Origin of the sequence: Cedecea neteri (assembly GCF_000758305.1) — a bacterium.
Taxonomy (GTDB): Bacteria; Pseudomonadota; Gammaproteobacteria; order Enterobacterales; family Enterobacteriaceae; genus Cedecea; species Cedecea neteri_C.
The window spans coordinates 860,897-877,084 of sequence record NZ_CP009458.1 but is presented as its reverse complement, the minus strand read 5'-3'; the positions used below and the strand labels follow the sequence as shown (position 1 = coordinate 877,084).

The 16,188-nt window shown below is 58.2% G+C and carries 16 protein-coding genes and 1 pseudogene; 3 read left to right on the top strand and 14 right to left on the bottom strand.

Annotation, left to right across the window (positions count from 1 at the left end; genetic code table 11):
• Window positions 1-25: 25 nt before the first annotated feature.
• From LH23_RS04160 to LH23_RS04135, 6 genes are all read right to left on the bottom strand, one after another.
• Entirely contained in the window at window positions 26-1,015 is a 990-nt protein-coding gene (locus tag LH23_RS04160) for a FecR domain-containing protein (RefSeq protein WP_039288687.1), read from the bottom strand.
• Entirely contained in the window at window positions 1,012-1,509 is a 498-nt protein-coding gene (locus LH23_RS04155; protein ID WP_039288684.1) for a sigma-70 family RNA polymerase sigma factor, read from the bottom strand. Before LH23_RS04155 ends, LH23_RS04160 begins: the two co-directional genes overlap by 4 nt.
• Window positions 1,510-1,671: 162 nt before the next feature.
• On the bottom strand, window positions 1,672-4,224 hold the full coding sequence (locus LH23_RS04150; RefSeq protein WP_039288679.1) for a TonB-dependent receptor: 2,553 nt from the start codon (window positions 4,222-4,224) through the stop codon (window positions 1,672-1,674).
• Window positions 4,225-4,321: 97 nt separating this feature from the next.
• The gene (locus LH23_RS04145; protein ID WP_039288673.1) at window positions 4,322-5,338 is read right to left on the bottom strand and encodes an alcohol dehydrogenase; all 1,017 of its coding nucleotides are present in this window, start codon (window positions 5,336-5,338) and stop codon (window positions 4,322-4,324) included.
• 53 nt (window positions 5,339-5,391) lie between these two features.
• A complete protein-coding gene (locus tag LH23_RS04140; protein WP_008458624.1) occupies window positions 5,392-5,736 on the bottom strand; it encodes a carboxymuconolactone decarboxylase family protein in 345 nt (114 codons plus the stop codon).
• Between the two features lie 20 nt (window positions 5,737-5,756).
• Window positions 5,757-6,038 (bottom strand): hypothetical protein, encoded by a 282-nt coding sequence (locus LH23_RS04135; protein ID WP_039288669.1) that lies wholly within the window; start codon window positions 6,036-6,038, stop codon window positions 5,757-5,759.
• A 287-nt stretch (window positions 6,039-6,325) separates the two neighbouring features.
• On the opposite strand from LH23_RS04135, the gene LH23_RS04130 reads away from it, so the two are divergent.
• Complete coding sequence (locus LH23_RS04130; RefSeq protein ID WP_039288663.1) at window positions 6,326-7,228, top strand: DMT family transporter; 903 nt, start codon at window positions 6,326-6,328, stop codon at window positions 7,226-7,228.
• A gap of 36 nt (window positions 7,229-7,264) precedes the next feature.
• Here the strand turns inward: LH23_RS04130 and LH23_RS04125 are convergent, their stop codons facing one another.
• A complete protein-coding gene (locus LH23_RS04125; protein WP_039288659.1) occupies window positions 7,265-7,870 on the bottom strand; it encodes an ATP-dependent Clp protease proteolytic subunit in 606 nt (201 codons plus the stop codon).
• 19 nt (window positions 7,871-7,889) lie between these two features.
• On the bottom strand, window positions 7,890-9,377 hold the full coding sequence (locus tag LH23_RS04120; protein ID WP_039296362.1) for a PLP-dependent aminotransferase family protein: 1,488 nt from the start codon (window positions 9,375-9,377) through the stop codon (window positions 7,890-7,892).
• 96 nt (window positions 9,378-9,473) lie between these two features.
• Between LH23_RS04120 and LH23_RS04115 the strand changes: the two genes are divergently transcribed.
• Window positions 9,474-10,115: an FMN-binding negative transcriptional regulator gene (locus tag LH23_RS04115; protein WP_039288655.1), complete on the top strand. Its 642-nt coding sequence runs from the start codon at window positions 9,474-9,476 to the stop codon at window positions 10,113-10,115.
• 5 nt (window positions 10,116-10,120) lie between these two features.
• On the opposite strand, the gene LH23_RS04110 is transcribed toward LH23_RS04115, so the two are convergent.
• The 3 genes from LH23_RS04110 to LH23_RS04100 form a co-directional block, all read right to left on the bottom strand.
• Window positions 10,121-11,170 carry an AI-2E family transporter gene (locus LH23_RS04110; RefSeq protein ID WP_039288651.1) on the bottom strand — a complete coding sequence of 350 codons (1,050 nt, stop codon included), beginning with the start codon at window positions 11,168-11,170 and terminating at the stop codon, window positions 10,121-10,123.
• 130 nt (window positions 11,171-11,300) lie between these two features.
• Complete coding sequence (locus LH23_RS04105; protein WP_008458608.1) at window positions 11,301-11,858, bottom strand: DcrB family lipoprotein; 558 nt, start codon at window positions 11,856-11,858, stop codon at window positions 11,301-11,303.
• A gap of 72 nt (window positions 11,859-11,930) precedes the next feature.
• The gene (locus LH23_RS04100) at window positions 11,931-12,596 is read right to left on the bottom strand and encodes a 7-cyano-7-deazaguanine/7-aminomethyl-7-deazaguanine transporter (RefSeq protein ID WP_039288646.1); all 666 of its coding nucleotides are present in this window, start codon (window positions 12,594-12,596) and stop codon (window positions 11,931-11,933) included.
• Between the two features lie 174 nt (window positions 12,597-12,770).
• Here LH23_RS04100 and tusA point away from each other — a divergent pair, with 174 nt between their 5' ends.
• Window positions 12,771-13,016: a sulfurtransferase TusA gene (gene tusA, locus LH23_RS04095; RefSeq protein ID WP_008458604.1), complete on the top strand. Its 246-nt coding sequence runs from the start codon at window positions 12,771-12,773 to the stop codon at window positions 13,014-13,016.
• A gap of 25 nt (window positions 13,017-13,041) precedes the next feature.
• Here the strand turns inward: tusA and LH23_RS04090 are convergent, their stop codons facing one another.
• The 3 genes and pseudogenes from LH23_RS04090 to zntA form a co-directional block, all read right to left on the bottom strand.
• Entirely contained in the window at window positions 13,042-13,452 is a 411-nt protein-coding gene (locus LH23_RS04090) for a helix-turn-helix domain-containing protein (protein WP_039288644.1), read from the bottom strand.
• A pseudogene (locus LH23_RS04085) lies at window positions 13,449-13,759 on the bottom strand (type II toxin-antitoxin system HigB family toxin). Before LH23_RS04085 ends, LH23_RS04090 begins: the two are co-directional and overlap by 4 nt.
• A 142-nt stretch (window positions 13,760-13,901) precedes the next feature.
• A complete protein-coding gene (gene zntA / locus LH23_RS04080) occupies window positions 13,902-16,115 on the bottom strand; it encodes a Zn(II)/Cd(II)/Pb(II) translocating P-type ATPase ZntA (RefSeq protein ID WP_039288632.1) in 2,214 nt (737 codons plus the stop codon).
• Window positions 16,116-16,188: the final 73 nt, after the last annotated feature.

Genomic DNA, 16,188 nt, shown 5'->3' with positions numbered 1-16,188 from the left:
ACATGGATTACCCTGTCGCGAAGCATTATTCACTGCGTGAAAGGCTGACCCAGTAACGAGATAGCGTATTTATTCTGACGGGCAGGACGCGGGGTAACGCAGCCAGAATCTGGTCAGTATCCGCCAGCGGGAAAACGCCGGACAGCCGCAGGGCCGCAATATCCTCGTCACAGCGCAGGACGCCGGGGCGGTAGCGGTTAACTTCCCGCAGAAAATCGCCCAGCGGCATATTGTCGGCCAACAGCTTGCCATGTACCCAGCCAGGCTCTTTTTCACCGCCGTGCAGTCCCCCGGATTCAGCCCCGCTGAGCCATGCGCCCTGGCCCGCCGCGAGCTGTAGCCCGGCGAGGCCTGAGCTGCGCGGATAAAGTCGGACTGCGCCGTGGTAAACCGCCACGCGGGTAAGCCCCGGCTCCAGCTTCACCCGGAATTGTGTGCCCAGTGCGAGCACTTTGCCGTGTGGCGTCGTCACGCTAAAAGGCCGGGGCCATGCCGCCAGCTTTTCCTGCTGCCCGGTAGTAATCAGCAGGTCGCCGCCGAGCAGCTCAATCTGGCGCTGTTGCCCGGTAAAATGTACGTTCAGCGCCGTTTGGGTGTCCAGCAGCAGGCGGCTGCCTTCGCTGAGTTCAACCTGTCGCTGCTCGCCCGTCCCGGTGCGGTAATCGGCGATAAACGTTTCCCAGCCGTGCTGCTGTCGTCCCCATTCCAGCGAGCCACCGACCAGCAGCAGAGCGCCTAATCCTTTTAGCGCCCGACGCCTGCCGCTGTTTTTTAACGAAGAGAGGCTTTGCCGCGCCAGTTTGCCGTCAACCTGCCGGAAGCTGGCGCAAACGGCCTCAACGTGCTGCCATGCGCGCTGATTTTCGGCGCTTGCCGCCAGCCATTTTTGCCAGTTGATTTTATCCTGCTCGCTAACGTCGTCCGACATCATCAGCGTCAGCCATGAGGCAGCGGCGTAGGCGCTCTCCCGGTCGATTGCTTGCCCGTTTTGATCAATAAAAGGATGGGAGGTCATGAGCTGAGCGCGAAGAAACAGTGCAGGTTGGCGCGCTGGAGATACTGCTTCACGGAGCTGCTGGAAACGCGCAGGCGCTCGGCGATATCGCTATAGCGCATCCCCTGCAAGTGGGCCAGCAAAAAGGCTTCCCGCACCTGCGGCGGCAGGCCGTCCAGCGCCGCATCAATCTGTTCCAGCACTTCCAGAATCAACAGCCGGGTTTCAGGGGAAGGGTGTTCCATTTCCGGCTGAGTCGCCAGCGCCTCCAGCCAGGCCTCTTCGATTTTCTTGCGGCGATAATGGTTGGCAATCAGCCGTCTGGCGACCGTGGCAAGAAAAGGGCGTGGCTGGCGAATGGAGGCCAGATCGGGACTGACCAGAATATTAATAAAGGTGTCCTGCGTCAGATCCTGCGCCTGTTCCGGGCAGCCGACTTTATTGCGAAGCCAGTGGTAAAGCCAGCGCTGATGATCGCAGTAAAGCTGCTGCGCAACCTGTTGGGAACGGGACATGATGTGACTCACCATTGATCGGTATCAGGGCGTGATAAATATTGAAATGATAATCATTATTATTTTCATTTCTCTATTTTTATGTCAAGAGATTGCGAAGTATTAATGTATTTTTGCGGGCAACGAGAACGCAGCGCCAGGGCTGGCGCTGCGGGTAAGGTCTTAGAACTTCTGTGAAATGCTCAGTTTGAAGTTGCGGCCAATACCGGACACGGATTCACCCAGATACGGGTAGTAGTCAGTGTTAAACAAGTTGTCGACGGCAATGCGGGCTTCCATGCCTTTCACCTGCTCCGGCTGCCAGGAGGCAAACAGGCCCTGCAGCGCGTAGCCGCTGGTTTTTGGCAGCGCCCAGATGCCCGCTAACGGGTCGCCATCCTGCGGGGAGCGGTCCTGTTTACGCACCATGTCCATGGTCCAGCCGAACGTCATGTTCCACTCCGGGGCTTTTACGCCCAGCGTGGTGTGGGCGGTGACCGGCGGAATTTCTGCGATCCAGGTTTGGTTGCCCCACGGGTCGCGCGGGGAAGCGTCACGCTGCCCACGGATGGTGGAGAAGGAGAAGCTGCCGAAGATACGGCGGCTGTCGTAAAACGATTCAATCTCCAGGCCCTGGATGGTGTAGCCCGGCAGGTTGCGGTAGTTCGACAGCGGAGAACCGCAGTTAGCGCCACTTTTCACCGACTGCGCCTCGCACAGCACGCCGCGGCGGTAGAAGATTTCGTCTTTGCCGCGGTTGCGGAATAGCGTGGTACGAATCTGTACGCTGTCGTCGTCCGCCAGCAGATTGTTGAAGTTCAGGATCATCCCGCCGCGAACGCTGTTGATGGTTTCCACTTTCAGGTCGCGGCTGGAGCCGGACACGTTAGACAGCGCGTACTGCACGGTGTACTGCTCATCAATGGTCGGCGCTCGCCACGTGCGGGTCACATCGGCAAACAGCGATACATTCGGCGTGGCCTTCCAGACCAGCCCAAGTGCAGGCGTAAAGCCGTGGTAGCTTTTGCTGCTGTAGTCGTGGCCGACTTTAGGATCGCTGCTGTTGTACATCCGGGCGATGTTTGGCTCGCCGGTGTTGGTGACGCTGTCGTAGCGCACGCCCGGCGTCACGGTAACGCTGCCGAGCGTCATGCTGTCCTGCAGATACAGGCCGCGCGTTTGCTGCTCTCCGGCGGGCATGTAATACGGCTGGAAGTAGCCGTAGTTGTAGGCGGCGTTTTTCTTGTAGCCCGGATAGTACATCAGCGCATCGCGTTGGTTTTTATGCCAGCTTGCGCCGATTTCCAGCAGGTGATCCACCGGCCCGGTACTGAAGCGGCTCTTGTTGCTGACCTCCACCAGATTGTCTTTGTAATCCACCCAGCTCTCATTGCCGAGCGAGCCCAGGAAGCTGGAGGCTCCGGCGGAGTCGGGGCGGGTATCATGCTGTTTGGTTTTGGAGTATGCGTAATTCAGCGTCAAATCCAGCCAGGGCTTGTCCGCCGGGGCCAGGTTCCACTTCACGGAGTAGTTTTCGTCGGTCTGGTTGCGGTACACCAGCTTCCTGCGCCAGGCTTCGTCTAACCCGTATTTGTTGACATCCGCCTGACTCGGGGCGGCGATGTCGTCCCGCTTGGCGGCGAAGGGCTGCCAGCCGGTGGATTCCGAATGCATGGCTGAAAGCGTCAGCGTCTGTGCGTCGGTCAGGTAGAGATTGGTTTTGGCAAGCCAGGTCCCCTGCCGGTTAGCGGAATAATCAAAGTGCGTGCCGTCCGGGCGGGTAATATTGCCGCCGTCTCGTTTGCTGGCGTAGAGCATGCCGTCGGCAAAGCCTTCCGGCGTTCTGCCGTACAGCGCGCCGCTGTAAATATTCTGGTTGTCGTTGGTGTGGAAACCGTACTTCAGCATACCGCCAAAGTTTTCACCGGGCTGTAAGAGGTCGGCCGCGTCTTTGGTGACGATTTTAATGCTGCCGCCGAAGCCACCGTTGCCGTTGGCGAGGTTAAACGGACCCTTATCGACGTCGATCTGTTTGATGAGCTCTGGCTCGATAAATACCGAGCCCTGGCGATACTTCTCAAACCCTTTGGGCGCGCCGTCCAGCGTCACTTTGATGTCTTCCATGCCGCCCATGCCCCAGATATTCAGGCTTTGCCCGCCCGGACGCGGTGAACCCGCGGAAGAGACACCCGGCAGCTTATCCAGCAGGGCGGCGACGTTATCGGCCTGAATGCGCTCGATATTCTCTTTTTTCAGCGTTGAGCGCCCGGCCACGACGCTATCATCCAGGCCGCTGAGCACGGAAAGCTCCGGCACAAGAATCGGCGCGGTCTCGCCGGGGGCTGTCGGCAGAGAAACAAGCCGATAGCTATTGCCGTCGCGCACGGCTTTCAGGCCGCTGCCCGCCAGCAGATGATCAAACGCGCTTTGTACGGAATAAGTCCCTTTGAGACCGGAGGTCGTTTTATTTGACGTTTGATCCGGGGTGAAGACCAGCATTACGTTGGCGTCATTCGCCAGCGTTTGCAGAGCGCCGCTCAAAGGCCCGGCAGGCACGGAAAATGCCTGGCTGGTGGCTGAGGTGGCTTCTGCCGCCCAGGAAAACGTGGGTAAACCGGCGGCCAGCGCCAGCAGGCCGGATAAGGCGATGCCAGACGCAAGCGGGGCGCGAGGGAGCTGTGCAGGTTGGCTCGCGTCGGAAATGGCCGTAGCCTTTCCGTTATTTTTTATCGTCATGATGTATCCCTGAAGGTGAGTCACAAGAAGTACTGCTTCAGAGAGGTCACGCGAGACTGAAAATCAGGCAGAAAATTTTTTAATTAAAAACTGGCTGCTAGTTTTCCATCGTCAGCACTATGCGGAATCGTGCCTTGCCGGACTTCATTTTTTGCCATGCTTCGTTGGCCTGCGCCAGCGGGAATATTTCCGTCATCGGTCGCACGTTGTTCAGCAGGCTAAAACGCAGGGCGCTTTCCGTTTCATACGGCGTGCCGGTCAGTGAACCTTCGACGGACAGCTCCCGGCCAACCAGCATACCCGGAGAAAGCATGAGCGGCTGCTGGCCGACCCCGAGCACCATCAGCTTGCCTTTGGGTTGCAGGGCGGGCAACAGAGAGGACGCGATAGCATTGTCCGTGACCGTGGTGACGATCGCTTTTACGCCGCCGAGCTTTTTCAGCGCTTCGGCAGGATTGCCCAGGCTGCTGTCGAGATAATCGCTGGCACCCAGCGCCAGCGCGGCAGGTGCTTTATCGCCTCCGCGCCCGATGGCGATAACCCGGAAGCCCATTTTGGCGGCATATTGCACGGCAAGGTGGCCTAAGCCGCCAATGCCGAGGATCGCGATGCTGTCGCCGGGCTGAGCGCCTGATTTACGCACCGCGTTAAAGGTGGCTATTCCGGCACAAAGCAGCGGCGCGGCGGCCACTGCGCTTAGCGCATCCGGGATTGCCACAAGGCCGGTCGCTTTCGCCAGCATCATTTCGGCATAGCCACCGTCCTGCGAACTGCCGACGACCGGTTGATGGCTGCAAAGCGTGAACTCGCCGCGACGGCAGGAATCGCATTCATTGCAGTGCCCGCCAAGTCTGCCGACGCCAACCCGCTGCCCAACACGCAGTCCAGACGGTACGCCGCTGCCGAGTTTCATCAGCGTGCCGACAACTTCATGCCCCGGCACACGCGGGTAAGCCACGTTTTTTTCCGTGCCGTCGATAACGCCGCCGTCAGCACCACAGATGCCGCAGGCTTCTATTTTTATCAGCACTTCGCCTGCGCCAGGTTCAGGTATGGGGCGTTCGACAAGCTCCAGGCTGCCGTTGCCGCTGGCCTGCATCGCTTTGTAGGTCATTTGCTTTCTCCGGTGAAAAAAAACGGCACCCTCAGAAAGGATGCCGCCTAGGCTCAGGCTTTTGGCAGCGCGTCGAACGCGTCCAGGGCGTGAGCGGTATAGGTCAGTGCCGCCCCGGTGTTCAGAGAAATGGCGACCGCCAGCGCTTCGGCAATCTCTTCCCGGGTTGCGCCGTGTTTTGCGGCGGCTTTAACGTGCACCGACAGGCAGCCGTCGCAGCGGGTGGTGATCGCCACCGCCAGCGCAATCAGCTCGTGGGTTTTGGCGTCCAGGTGGCCCATGGCGGAAGCGCCCGCGTCCATCTTCATCAGCCCTTTCATAAACTCCGGCTGCAGCTTCGCGTAATCACCCACCACACCCAGTAATTCTTCGCGATGTTCATTCCAGTTCAGCAACATATAAACCTCTTCAGTTAATCTCAGGCGACGTTATAAATGCGGACTTCCGGGGCGGCATTCAGGAATGGCTTCAGTGCTTCAACCACGTCGCGGATAAACAATTCAGAATCCAGATAGGCTTCGGCCTGGGCGGCGGTGTTAAAGCCGTGCAGCACCTGGACGTCCTGCTCGCGGATCAGCAGTTCTTTGGAGACTGCACCGTCGATGGTGGTCAGGAAAGCTGCTTTGTACTGCTGGTAAACGCCCGCGGCTGCGGCGCGATTCTGCGCGCTGATATCAAGGGTGATTTGCAAATAAGCCATGGTTCACTGCCTCTTTTTGTGTGGCTCATGCCGTTGCACGAGCGGAAATGAAGGAGGAACAGGCGGCAGAACGAAGAAGAAAAAGGCTGCCGCTTGCCTCTCCGTGTTGGCGCATTATGTGAATCAGCGTGAGGGTTAACAAATGACTTAATCTTGACTGGCGAGATAGATTTTCTTCTTTGGTGGATGGTTTTTTTGCTGGCCTGGTGATTCTTGTTCATTGTGGATCTGTTTGCCGGGTGGCGATTGCGCAGAATGGAAAGCCAATTTGAAGGCCTGGAGCCGTTATGCACAACAAAAGCACGTTGCCGCTAAATCAGCCGACAGCTCACCCGCAAACCCGAGGCTGGATCAGCGGCTTTTTGGGGATGCTTATTTTTAGCGGCTCGCTGCCAGCCACGCGCGTTGCGGTGCTGGAGCTTGATCCTCTTTTTCTGACGGCAATACGGGCCACGCTTGCGGCGCTGCTGGCGGCCGGAGCGCTGCTGATTTTGCGGCAGCCACGGCCGCAGCGAGAAGACTGGTTGCCACTCGGGCTGGTGGCTATCGGCGTGGTGCTGGGGTTCCCGCTGCTAACGGCCCTGGCTTTGCAGCACACGACCTCGGCACACTCGCTGGTCTACATCGGCTTGCTGCCACTGGCGACAGCCTGTTTTGGCGTGTTGCGAGGAGGAGAAAGGCCAAAAGCAGCTTTTTGGCTGTTTTCTCTGGCGGGTGCTGCGCTGGTGGCGGGTTTTGCGCTAAGCCACTGTTCGGTCAGCGGCTGGCAGGGCGATGCGTTGATGCTGGGGGCGATTGCGCTGTGCGGGCTGGGCTATGCCGAAGGGGCGGTGTTGACCCGGCGGTTGGGCGACTGGCAGGTGATTTCGTGGGCGTTAGTGATTTCTTTGCCGCTTAGCGCCCTGGCTGCTGTTTTTACCGTTCCGGCTGCGGGAGCCGCCATCAGCCCTCAGGCATGGCTCGCGCTCGGTTACGTGTCGCTGTTCAGCATGTGGATAGGGTTTATTTTCTGGTATCGCGGCCTGGCGCTGGGCGGGATTGCCGCTGTCGGACAGCTTCAATTGCTGCAGCCCTTCTTTGGCCTGTTGCTTGCCGGGCTGCTGCTTCATGAAGAAGTGCATACGTCGATGATCGCCGTGATGCTTGGCGTGCTGGTTTGCGTGTTCGGCGCTAAGCGCTTTTCTCGCTAGAAAGAAAAACCGCCGGTGAAGGCGGTTTCTCAGGCGTTAGTCGATATTCAGCTCGGAGAAGCTGGTAATGACTTTGCCGACAATGCCGTAGTCGATGGCTTCTTTCGGCGACATCCAGTAGTTGCGATCGGTATCCTGCTTCACCTTCTCCAGCGGCTGGCCGGTGGCCTCGGCGATCATCTTGTTCACGCGATCGTGCATGCGAATGATCTCTCTGGCTTCGATCTCAATGTCCGTGGCCTGGCCGCGCACGCCGCCCAGCGGCTGGTGGATCATAAAGCGCGTGTTTGGCAGCGAATAGCGGTGTTTTTTGTCTGCCGCGAGGAAGATGGTGATCCCGGCGCTGGCAACCCAGCCGGTACCGATGATATGGACTTCCGGCTTGATGAATTTGATCACGTCATGAATGGTGTCCGCCGCCTCAACGTGGCCGCCCTGGCTGTTGAGGTACAGCTTAATGGGTTTGTCGTTGATGCTTTGCAGCAGCAAAAGCTGGGCAACCACCTCTTTGGTGATCGCCTGAGTGATTTCACCGGAGATAATAATCGAGCGGGAATCCAGCATTTTTTGCTGCATCAGCCCTGACGCGTTGGCGGGGGTGGCGCTTTCTTCAGGTTCATCTTTATCTAAATAGGTCAGCATAATCAGGCTCCTGCCAGGTTTATGGCGTAATCAGGGATGCACTTGAGCATAGCACTTCATTCAGACGCTGCACGGCGCGAACGATCTCTTCGTCGCTGTAGCCGCCGAGGCCCAGCAGAATGCCGGACTTCTGTTTTTCAGGCGTAAACATGTGCGACACCGCGCGAACGGCGATTCCGGCCTGCATTGCCCGCTCCACAACCTGATGGTCGTCCAGGCCATGGCGCAGCCAGAGCACCATGTGCATGCCCTGGTCGCAGGGCTGCAGCCAGGCCACGTCTGGGGAAATGTATTGTTCTACTGCCACCATTAACACGCGGCGTTTTTCGGCATAAACACCACGCATTTTGCGCAGGTGGCGGTCGAGATGCCCTTCTGAAATAAAGCTCGCCAGCACGTGTTGGTCGGCCCCCGGCGGCTGCCTGTCCATCAGAATTCGCGCCCCGCAGAAGGCGGAAACCAGCTGCTTAGGGACCACGGCGTAGCCGAGGCGCAGCGACGGGAAGAGGATTTTGCTGAAGGTGCCGAGATAGATAACGTTCTCCGGCCCCAGGCCCTGCAGCGCCGGGAACGGGTGGCCCGCATAGCGCATCTCGCTGTCGTAGTCGTCTTCAATGATCCAGGCCTGGTTGGCCTGCGCCCATTCCAGCAATGCGGCTCGGCGCGACATGCTGAGCGGCATGCCTAACGGATATTGGTGCGAGGGCGTGACAAACGCAGCGCGGGCGTTGGGGGCCAGCTTTTTCCCCAGCTCAACGTCCAGCCCTTCGTCGTCCACGGTGACTCTGACCATGTTGCGGTCGCGAAACATGGTCTCAAACAGCGAGGTCGCCCCCGGGTAGCCCGGCTCTTCCATCCAGACGGCATCGCCAGCCTCCAACAGGATTTGCAGCGTCAGGTACAGGCCGTGCTGGTTGCCGGAGGTAATGATGACCTGCTCCGGGGTACAGCGCACCGAACGTGATTTTCTGACGTATTCACAGATAGCCTCGCGCAGAACCAGAACGCCTTGCGGGTCGGCATAGCCCGACGGGGCACCGGCGCCCCGCGCCCGAATGCGGTTGCCTAGCCTGCGCCACACGTCGTCCGGGGCCGTGTCGCCAACCGGCACGGAGACGGCAAACGGCTTCGGCGCCAGCGTTTTTAGCTGCTCGCCCACTCTGGCAAAGGCCTGAGCCTGGGCAGAAAGCGGGATGACTGCCGCTGAACGAGCCGCTGGTTCGGGCTGTGGGCTTTCCGGGGCGTAGGCCACGCGGGTGCCGGAGCCGTGTTTCGACTCCAGAAATCCTTCCGCAACCAACTGTTCGAACGCCTCCAGCACGGTGCCGCGTGCCACGCTAAGAGCGCCCGACAATACGCGGGTGGAAGGCAGTAGGTCGCCGCTTTTTAGCTCACCTTTGTGAATGGCGTTTTTCAGCGCTTTGGCTAGCTGCAAACTGAGCTGCCCGCTGCGGCGGTCAAGCTCGCCAATGGCGGGAATATCTACGGCTCGGGCTTTACGTGACATGAATTGTGGCTCGGTCATATTGCTATTATCTGGTCCTTAATCATAAACCACTTTGGGCATATGCTGGGCAAAATTACCGCGAATGAAGGTTTGCCCATGTATATTCCTCGCCCTTTTCAGGAACACGATATTACTGTGCTGCAGCGGCTGATTCAGGCTAATCCCCTGGGCCTGCTGGTCGTACAGATTGAAGGTGTGCTGGAAGCTTTTGATATCCCCTTTGAGCTTTGCCCTGATGAGGGGGAATTCGGTACTCTTCGGGCACATATCGCCCGCGCGAACCCGTTGTGGCGAGGCGTTCAGCCCGATCAGGACGTGCTGGTGGTGTTCCGTGGCGCGCAAGGCTATATCTCCCCGAGCTGGTATCCGGGCAAGCAGGAGCACCACAAGGAGGTGCCAACCTGGAACTACCAGACCGTGCAGGCGCGGGGGAGGATTGCGGTGCGGGACGATGCTGACTTTATCCTGCGGCAGATAACTAGTCTGACGCGACAGCAGGAAGCGCAGAGCGATCTCCCATGGCAGGTAAGCGATGCGCCCCCGGCGTTTATCGACTCCATGCTTAAAGCGATTGTCGGGATAGAAATCCCGCTGGCCTCGCTGGTCGGCAAGACCAAGCTCGGGCAGAACAAAAAGCGTGAAGATCAGGCCGGGGCCGCGCAGGGGCTGATGGCAAAAGGTGAAGTGGCCATTGGCGAGGCGATGTTAGCCAGCCTCGCCGGGCGCGATAAAACGTAACCGGATTATCCCGGCAGACGTTTTTTCGGCCTGCCGGGACCCAGCAGGATCGCCAGTTTTGCCCCGCCCTGGGTGGATTCCATGAGGATTTTACAAACGCTGGTGAGCGGCACCGAGAGCAGCATGCCGACAGGGCCGAGCAGCCAGCCCCAGAAGAGCAGGGAGAGAAATACGACAAAAGTCGACATCCCCAGTCCACGCCCCATCATGCGCGGCTCCAGAATATTGCCCAGCACCATATGCACTACCAGGAACAGCGCCCCGACCATCAGCATTTCATAGGTGCCGTTGAGCAGCAGAGCCTGAATCATCGGCGGCACGGCGGAGATCACCGACCCAATGTTGGGAATGTAGTTGAGCAAGAAGCCCAGCACGCCCCACATCAGCGCAAATTGCACGCCCAGCAGCTTTAGCCCCAGCCAGATAACGATGCCGGTCAATAAACTGATAAAGGTCTTCAGCGCCAGGTAGTGGGTAACGCCTTTTAGGGCGCGGTGCATGCCGGCGATATGCAGCTTAGGGTTGGCCAGCGCAAAACGGAGTTTATAAGGCACATGGCGCACCTCAAACAGCATAAAAATCACCGTCATCGCCAGCAGAATAACGCTGGCCATCGCTCCGGAAAGCCCGGTCATCAGCGTTGTGGCAAAGGTCATCAGCTTGTCGGAGTCCAGCTTTTGCAGCAGGCGTTCCGGCGACAGCGGCAGGTGCAAAAACGGCATCGCATGTTCGATTTCACGCACTTTCTGCGTCAGCAGTTTGTTGAACTGCGGCATTTGTTCCATGAAGTCATTCATCGACGTTGCCAGCACGCCGACCAGCAAAGTGAGCATCACCAGCATGACCAGCACCACTATGGCAATTGCCAGCGGGCGGCTTAGGCCGCGGCGCATAAACCAGGTCACCAGCGGGTTGAGCACAATGGCGAAAAATACGGCCAGCAATAGCTGAACAATGATGTCGGCTGCGGCGTGAATACCGGCGAGAATAATCACCAGGGCCGCGAGTTTAAGCAAAATATGCAGGCCGGTCTTATCAGGTTGTGGGGCTGTCATGCAGAGGTCCGATCGGGAAAAGGTGCTTTTAGTGTAGTGCTTCCAGGCCGGGCGACGGCGGCAGTCTGTCTGAAAATGAAGGAAAAAAATGGCCCCGCGAAGGCGGAGCCATTGATGTAGCGCGCAGCGATTACTTAATGACGATGGTGTTGATGATGTTTTCCGCGTTGGTCTGCGCCAGCTGCTGGTTATCCGCAGGCAGCGTGATCTGCATGGTCAGCAGTTTATCGTCCACTTTGCCAATAATGATGGAGGAGTACGCGGTCTGCCCTTTGGCGGAGATCACGCTGTCCAGTTGCTGCAGGGTGTGGCCTTTAATCTCGATGGATTTGTTGGTCACCACCTGAAGCTGCGGGTCGCGCGCGCGCTGCTGCTCTTCGAGGCCTTTTGCCAGCGTGGCAAGGTCGCTAGTCGGGTTGTCGCTGACAATCACGATCACCGCTTTCTGGCCGGTTGCGTCAGAATAAACGTGCATGTTGTTGGACTGGGTGCCCACCTTGCCGCTCTGATCGCTCATGTCCGCTGGCAGGGCAAAGCTCAGTTTGCCGTCCAGCAGTTCAACTGGCTGACCGCTGGCGCTGCTGGCTTCCGGCGCGCCGGTGGTGGCGGTTTTGCTGTCGTTATTATCACAGGCGGCAAGACCCACTACCAGCAGGCCAATACCGACATATTTTACCAGTTTGCGCATCGCGTTCTTCCTTTCCGTTAGCAAGCCAAAAGGCCAATCCCTGCATCTTAACACAAGATATTCAGCCCGCGTTTAACCAGGCTGCAGCGCGGAGATTTCAGATTTATCTGCGAGGCGTTTCAACAGCATATTCAGCAGAACGCCGTACATCGGCAGGAAGAAAATCAGGCTGATAAGGACTTTGAAGCAGTAATCGACCACGGCGATTTCCACCCAGTGCTGGGCCATAAAGGCGTCCGGGCTGCGCCAGAAGGCGATAAAGAAGAACGACAGCGTATCGCTCACGTTACCGAACAGCGTGGACACCGTAGGCGCCAGCCACCAACAGTGATTCTGGCGCAGGCGGTTAAAGACGTGCACGTCCAGAATCTGGCCGAGCGCGTAAGCCATGAAGCTGGCAACCGCGATACGGGCAACAAACAGGTTGAAGTGCATTAACGCTTCAAAGCCCTGCCAGCTTCCCATGTAAAACAGCGAGGAGATGCCGTAGGAAATCACCAGCGCCGGGATCATCACCGCGAAAATAATCCGCCGCGCCAGCGGAGCGCCAAAAATACGCACCGTGAGGTCAGTCGCGAGGAAAATAAACGGGAAGCTGAAGGCACCCCAGGTGGTATGAAACCCGAAGACGGAGACCGGAAGCTGAACCAGATAGTTACTGGAGGTGATCACCAGCAAATGAAAAAGCGATAGCCAAAACAGCGCATTAGTGCGCTGGCGAGAGCTGAACTGCATCATGTTGTAGCCTTTTTAGTAGTGGGGTGAGGGAACCCAGTCAAAAATGTAAAGCGCGGGGATGATACTGCTTTAGTTTCTCAATGCAATGGTTAATTTTAACGCAATCGTTCACGCGGCTTGCGCCAGATTTTACCCGGCGTAAACTAGCGCGGTTTTTGACGACCTGAGAGTGCTATGACCGATTTGTTCGCAACCCCTGACCACACGTTGGATGCTCTTGGCCTGCGCTGCCCGGAGCCGGTGATGATGGTGCGCAAAACCGTGCGCAATATGCCCGTCGGCGAAACGCTGCTGGTGATAGCCGATGACCCGGCCACCACGCGCGATATTCCCGGTTTCTGCCGCTTTATGGAGCACGAGCTGGTCGCCAGCGAAACCGATGCGCTGCCTTACCGTTATTTGCTGCGTAAGAGCCATTAATTCTCTCCCCAGGCTAATCCGCTGCTCAGAAAAAGAGAGCGGGTGATATGCCAAATCGCCGGGACAGTTTGCGGATGTGGTCGGTGGTTAGCTGGCGTTCACCGCTGAGAATGCGGGAGACCATCGACTTGCTGCCAATTTCTTGCTGAAAATCGCTCTGTTTTAAATGGTGATGCTCCATCAGGGTTTTCAGTATGGCTATCCCGGCAGGTATGGCCTGCATTTCCTCGCGAAATGCCTGCACGTCCGGCTGCGCGTTTTCCCAAGCCTGGATCTTACTACTGAGAATCTCAACCAGGGGACTTTCTGGGTCATTGATGAGCAGATATTCGACTAGCTCCAGCGCAGCCAGATAATCTTTTTCGCAGGTGCTGCCCGCCAGCAGCGGAACTGCTGTTTTTAAGGCTTCAGTGGCCTTCAGTGCATCCGCAATCATCGCTTCTTTCCCCGGTGTTTTTCAGTAAATCGCATGTATTCGCTGTGCGTCATTATGTGGCGGATGTAGAACTTCTGGCTGGTAAAAAAGATAAGCGCAATCAGCCTGAGTTCATTTCCGGCTATGTTGATGACGTATTGTTTATCGAGATATTTAAAGTTATCCAGCGTGGGATAAACCCGCTTAAGTGATTCCGCCGTTGGGAAAAAGCCTTTTTCCAGCACTTTGCCAAGGATTTGCAGTTCCTGCTTATGTCTGGGAATTTTTGACCGGCTTCCACAAGCGCCTTAAGCGTAATCAGATGCATCACTTCATCCTGAAGTTGACTGATTGGCAATTAATATGCCCATAAGTTGCCAATCAGTCAACTTATGGGCGGGGGTTCATTTTTACACAGAGGCATCCTTGCCCTTGCTTGTGGAGTAAAAAACCGGAAGCTGCCTCGAAAACTATTTCTTCCGCAGCAGGCGAATGGCGTTCGCCGTGACCAGTGCGGTAGCGCCTGAGTCTGCCAGCACCGCCAGCCACAGGCCGGTCAGGCCGAGCAGGGTGGTGACGAGGAAAATCCCCTTCAGCCCCAACGCAATCGTCACGTTCTGACGAATGTTGTTGTGGGTCGCTCTGGCAAGTCGCACCATACCTGCCAGTTCGGTCAGGCGGTTGTGGGTCAGCGCGGCATCTGCCGTTTCCAGCGCGACGTCGGTACCGCTACCCATCGCGATGCCGATGGTGGCCGCTTTCATCGCCGGAGCATCGTTGATGCCGTCGCCGACCATCGCCAGCGGCGCGGTGGCATTGAGTTTGTTCACCGCCGCCACTTTGTCTGCCGGCAGCAGGCTGGCACGGTAATCAATGCCCAGTTCATTGGCTATTGCCGCTGCCGCACGTGGGTTATCTCCCGTCAGCATCACGCCCTGAATCCCGAGCTGGTGGAGTGCCGCAACCGCTTCACGGGCATCGCTGCGCAGGGTATCGCGCATGGCGATGGTGCCCAGCAGCTGCCCTGAACGCAGCACCACGATCACCGTCTGGCCCTCTTCTTCCTGCTTCGCGATACGTCTTTGCCAGGTTTCGCTGAGTGTCTGGCCGTCAAGTTTGGACGGGGAACTGAGCAGCAGCGTTTCGCCCTGAATGCTGGCTTCTACGCCAACCCCGGCGAGCGCGCGGTGGTTTTCTGCGGCGACAGGAGGCAAGTTGCGCTGTTGCGCCGCGTTGACAATGGCCTGCGCCAGCGGGTGGGTGGAGCCTTGTTCAACCGCCGCGGCGAGCGCCAGAAGCTGGTCTTCTTCTGTTCCTTCTTCCACCGCAATCGCCGTAACCTGAGGTTTGCCTGCCGTCAGAGTGCCGGTTTTATCAAACGCAACCTGCTGAATTTGGCCGAGACGTTCCAGCGCGGCCCCGCCTTTAATCAACGCACCGCGGCGAGCGGCGGCGGCAAGACCGGAAGTAATGGCCGCAGGCGTGGAGATAACCAGCGCGCATGGGCAGCCGATCAGCAGCAGCGTCAGGCCTTTATAGATCCACGGTTCCCAGCCCTGGCCGAAGAACAGTGGCGGGATGATGGCGGTCAGCAGCGCGAGCAGCATGATGATCGGCGTGTAAATCCGGCTAAAGCGATCGATAAAGCGTTCGATAGGCGCGCGGCGTTCTTCGGCTTCTTCAATCAGCCGCAAAATACGGTCGATGGCGCTGTCGCCGGGCTCGGAAATCACCTCCAACTGAACAAGGCGATCCACGCTGGTGCTGCCTGCGGCGACTTTTTCGCCCTGCTGGCGCTCTACCGGCACGGATTCCCCGGTTAGGGCACTTTCGTCGAAACTGGCAAAACCGCTGAGCAGGCGTCCGTCGGCGGGCAGGCGGCCCCCGGCGGCGACTTCAATCACGTCGCCGGGGCGAAGATCTGCCTGAGCGACGGTTTCGCGCGCGCCGTCCCGGAGGCGAATAGCGACGTCCGGCTTTAGTGCCATCAAGGCGCTTACCCCGCGGCGTGCACGGCTGGCGGCATAGGACTCGAGGCGTTCGCCGATGAGGAACAGCAGCAGAACCATCGCCGCCTCGGCGGTGGCGCCGATAAACAGTGCGCCGATTGCGGCGACGCTCATCAGCGTTTCAATGGCGAACCAGTTGCCGCTGCGAATCAGACGCACGGCCTGGCGCGCTATCGGCCACAAGCCAACCAGCGTGGTGGCGATAAACGCCAGGTTGCCGAGCGGATGGTTGAATTGCTCAAGCCCCCAGCTGATCACCATCAGGACGATAAGCAGGATCAGCGGCAGGTTCTCTTGCAGGTTGCTGCTTTTTTCCTGCTTCGGTGCGCTGGCGTCGTTCAGCGTGTAGCCTGCCGCCTTGACCGCTTTTTCAACGTCGCTGCGGATGTCTCTTGAGGCGCTGACCAGCAGTTTTTCAGTCGAAAACACCACCTGAACTTGCTGCACATCGCCCACCTGTTTCACCGCATTTTCCACTTTGCGTGCGCAGGCCGCGCAGTCCATCCCCGCGACGTGCCAGCTGTAGCGGCTGCCGTTGTCGGCAATTTCTGGCTCTGGTTTTTGTGCAGAGCAGGCGTCATCGGCGCAGCAGGAGGGGCCTTCCGCCTGCAGCGGGCTTAGTTTGGCAAACGCAAACTGCGGTGGCTTTTTGCCGTCTTGAGGTGTGTTGAGCATGGCGCCCTCCGGTAATGATAATTTTCTCATTACCGATGTTACTCTCTGGAGTCAACTCCAGAGTCAAGCGTCT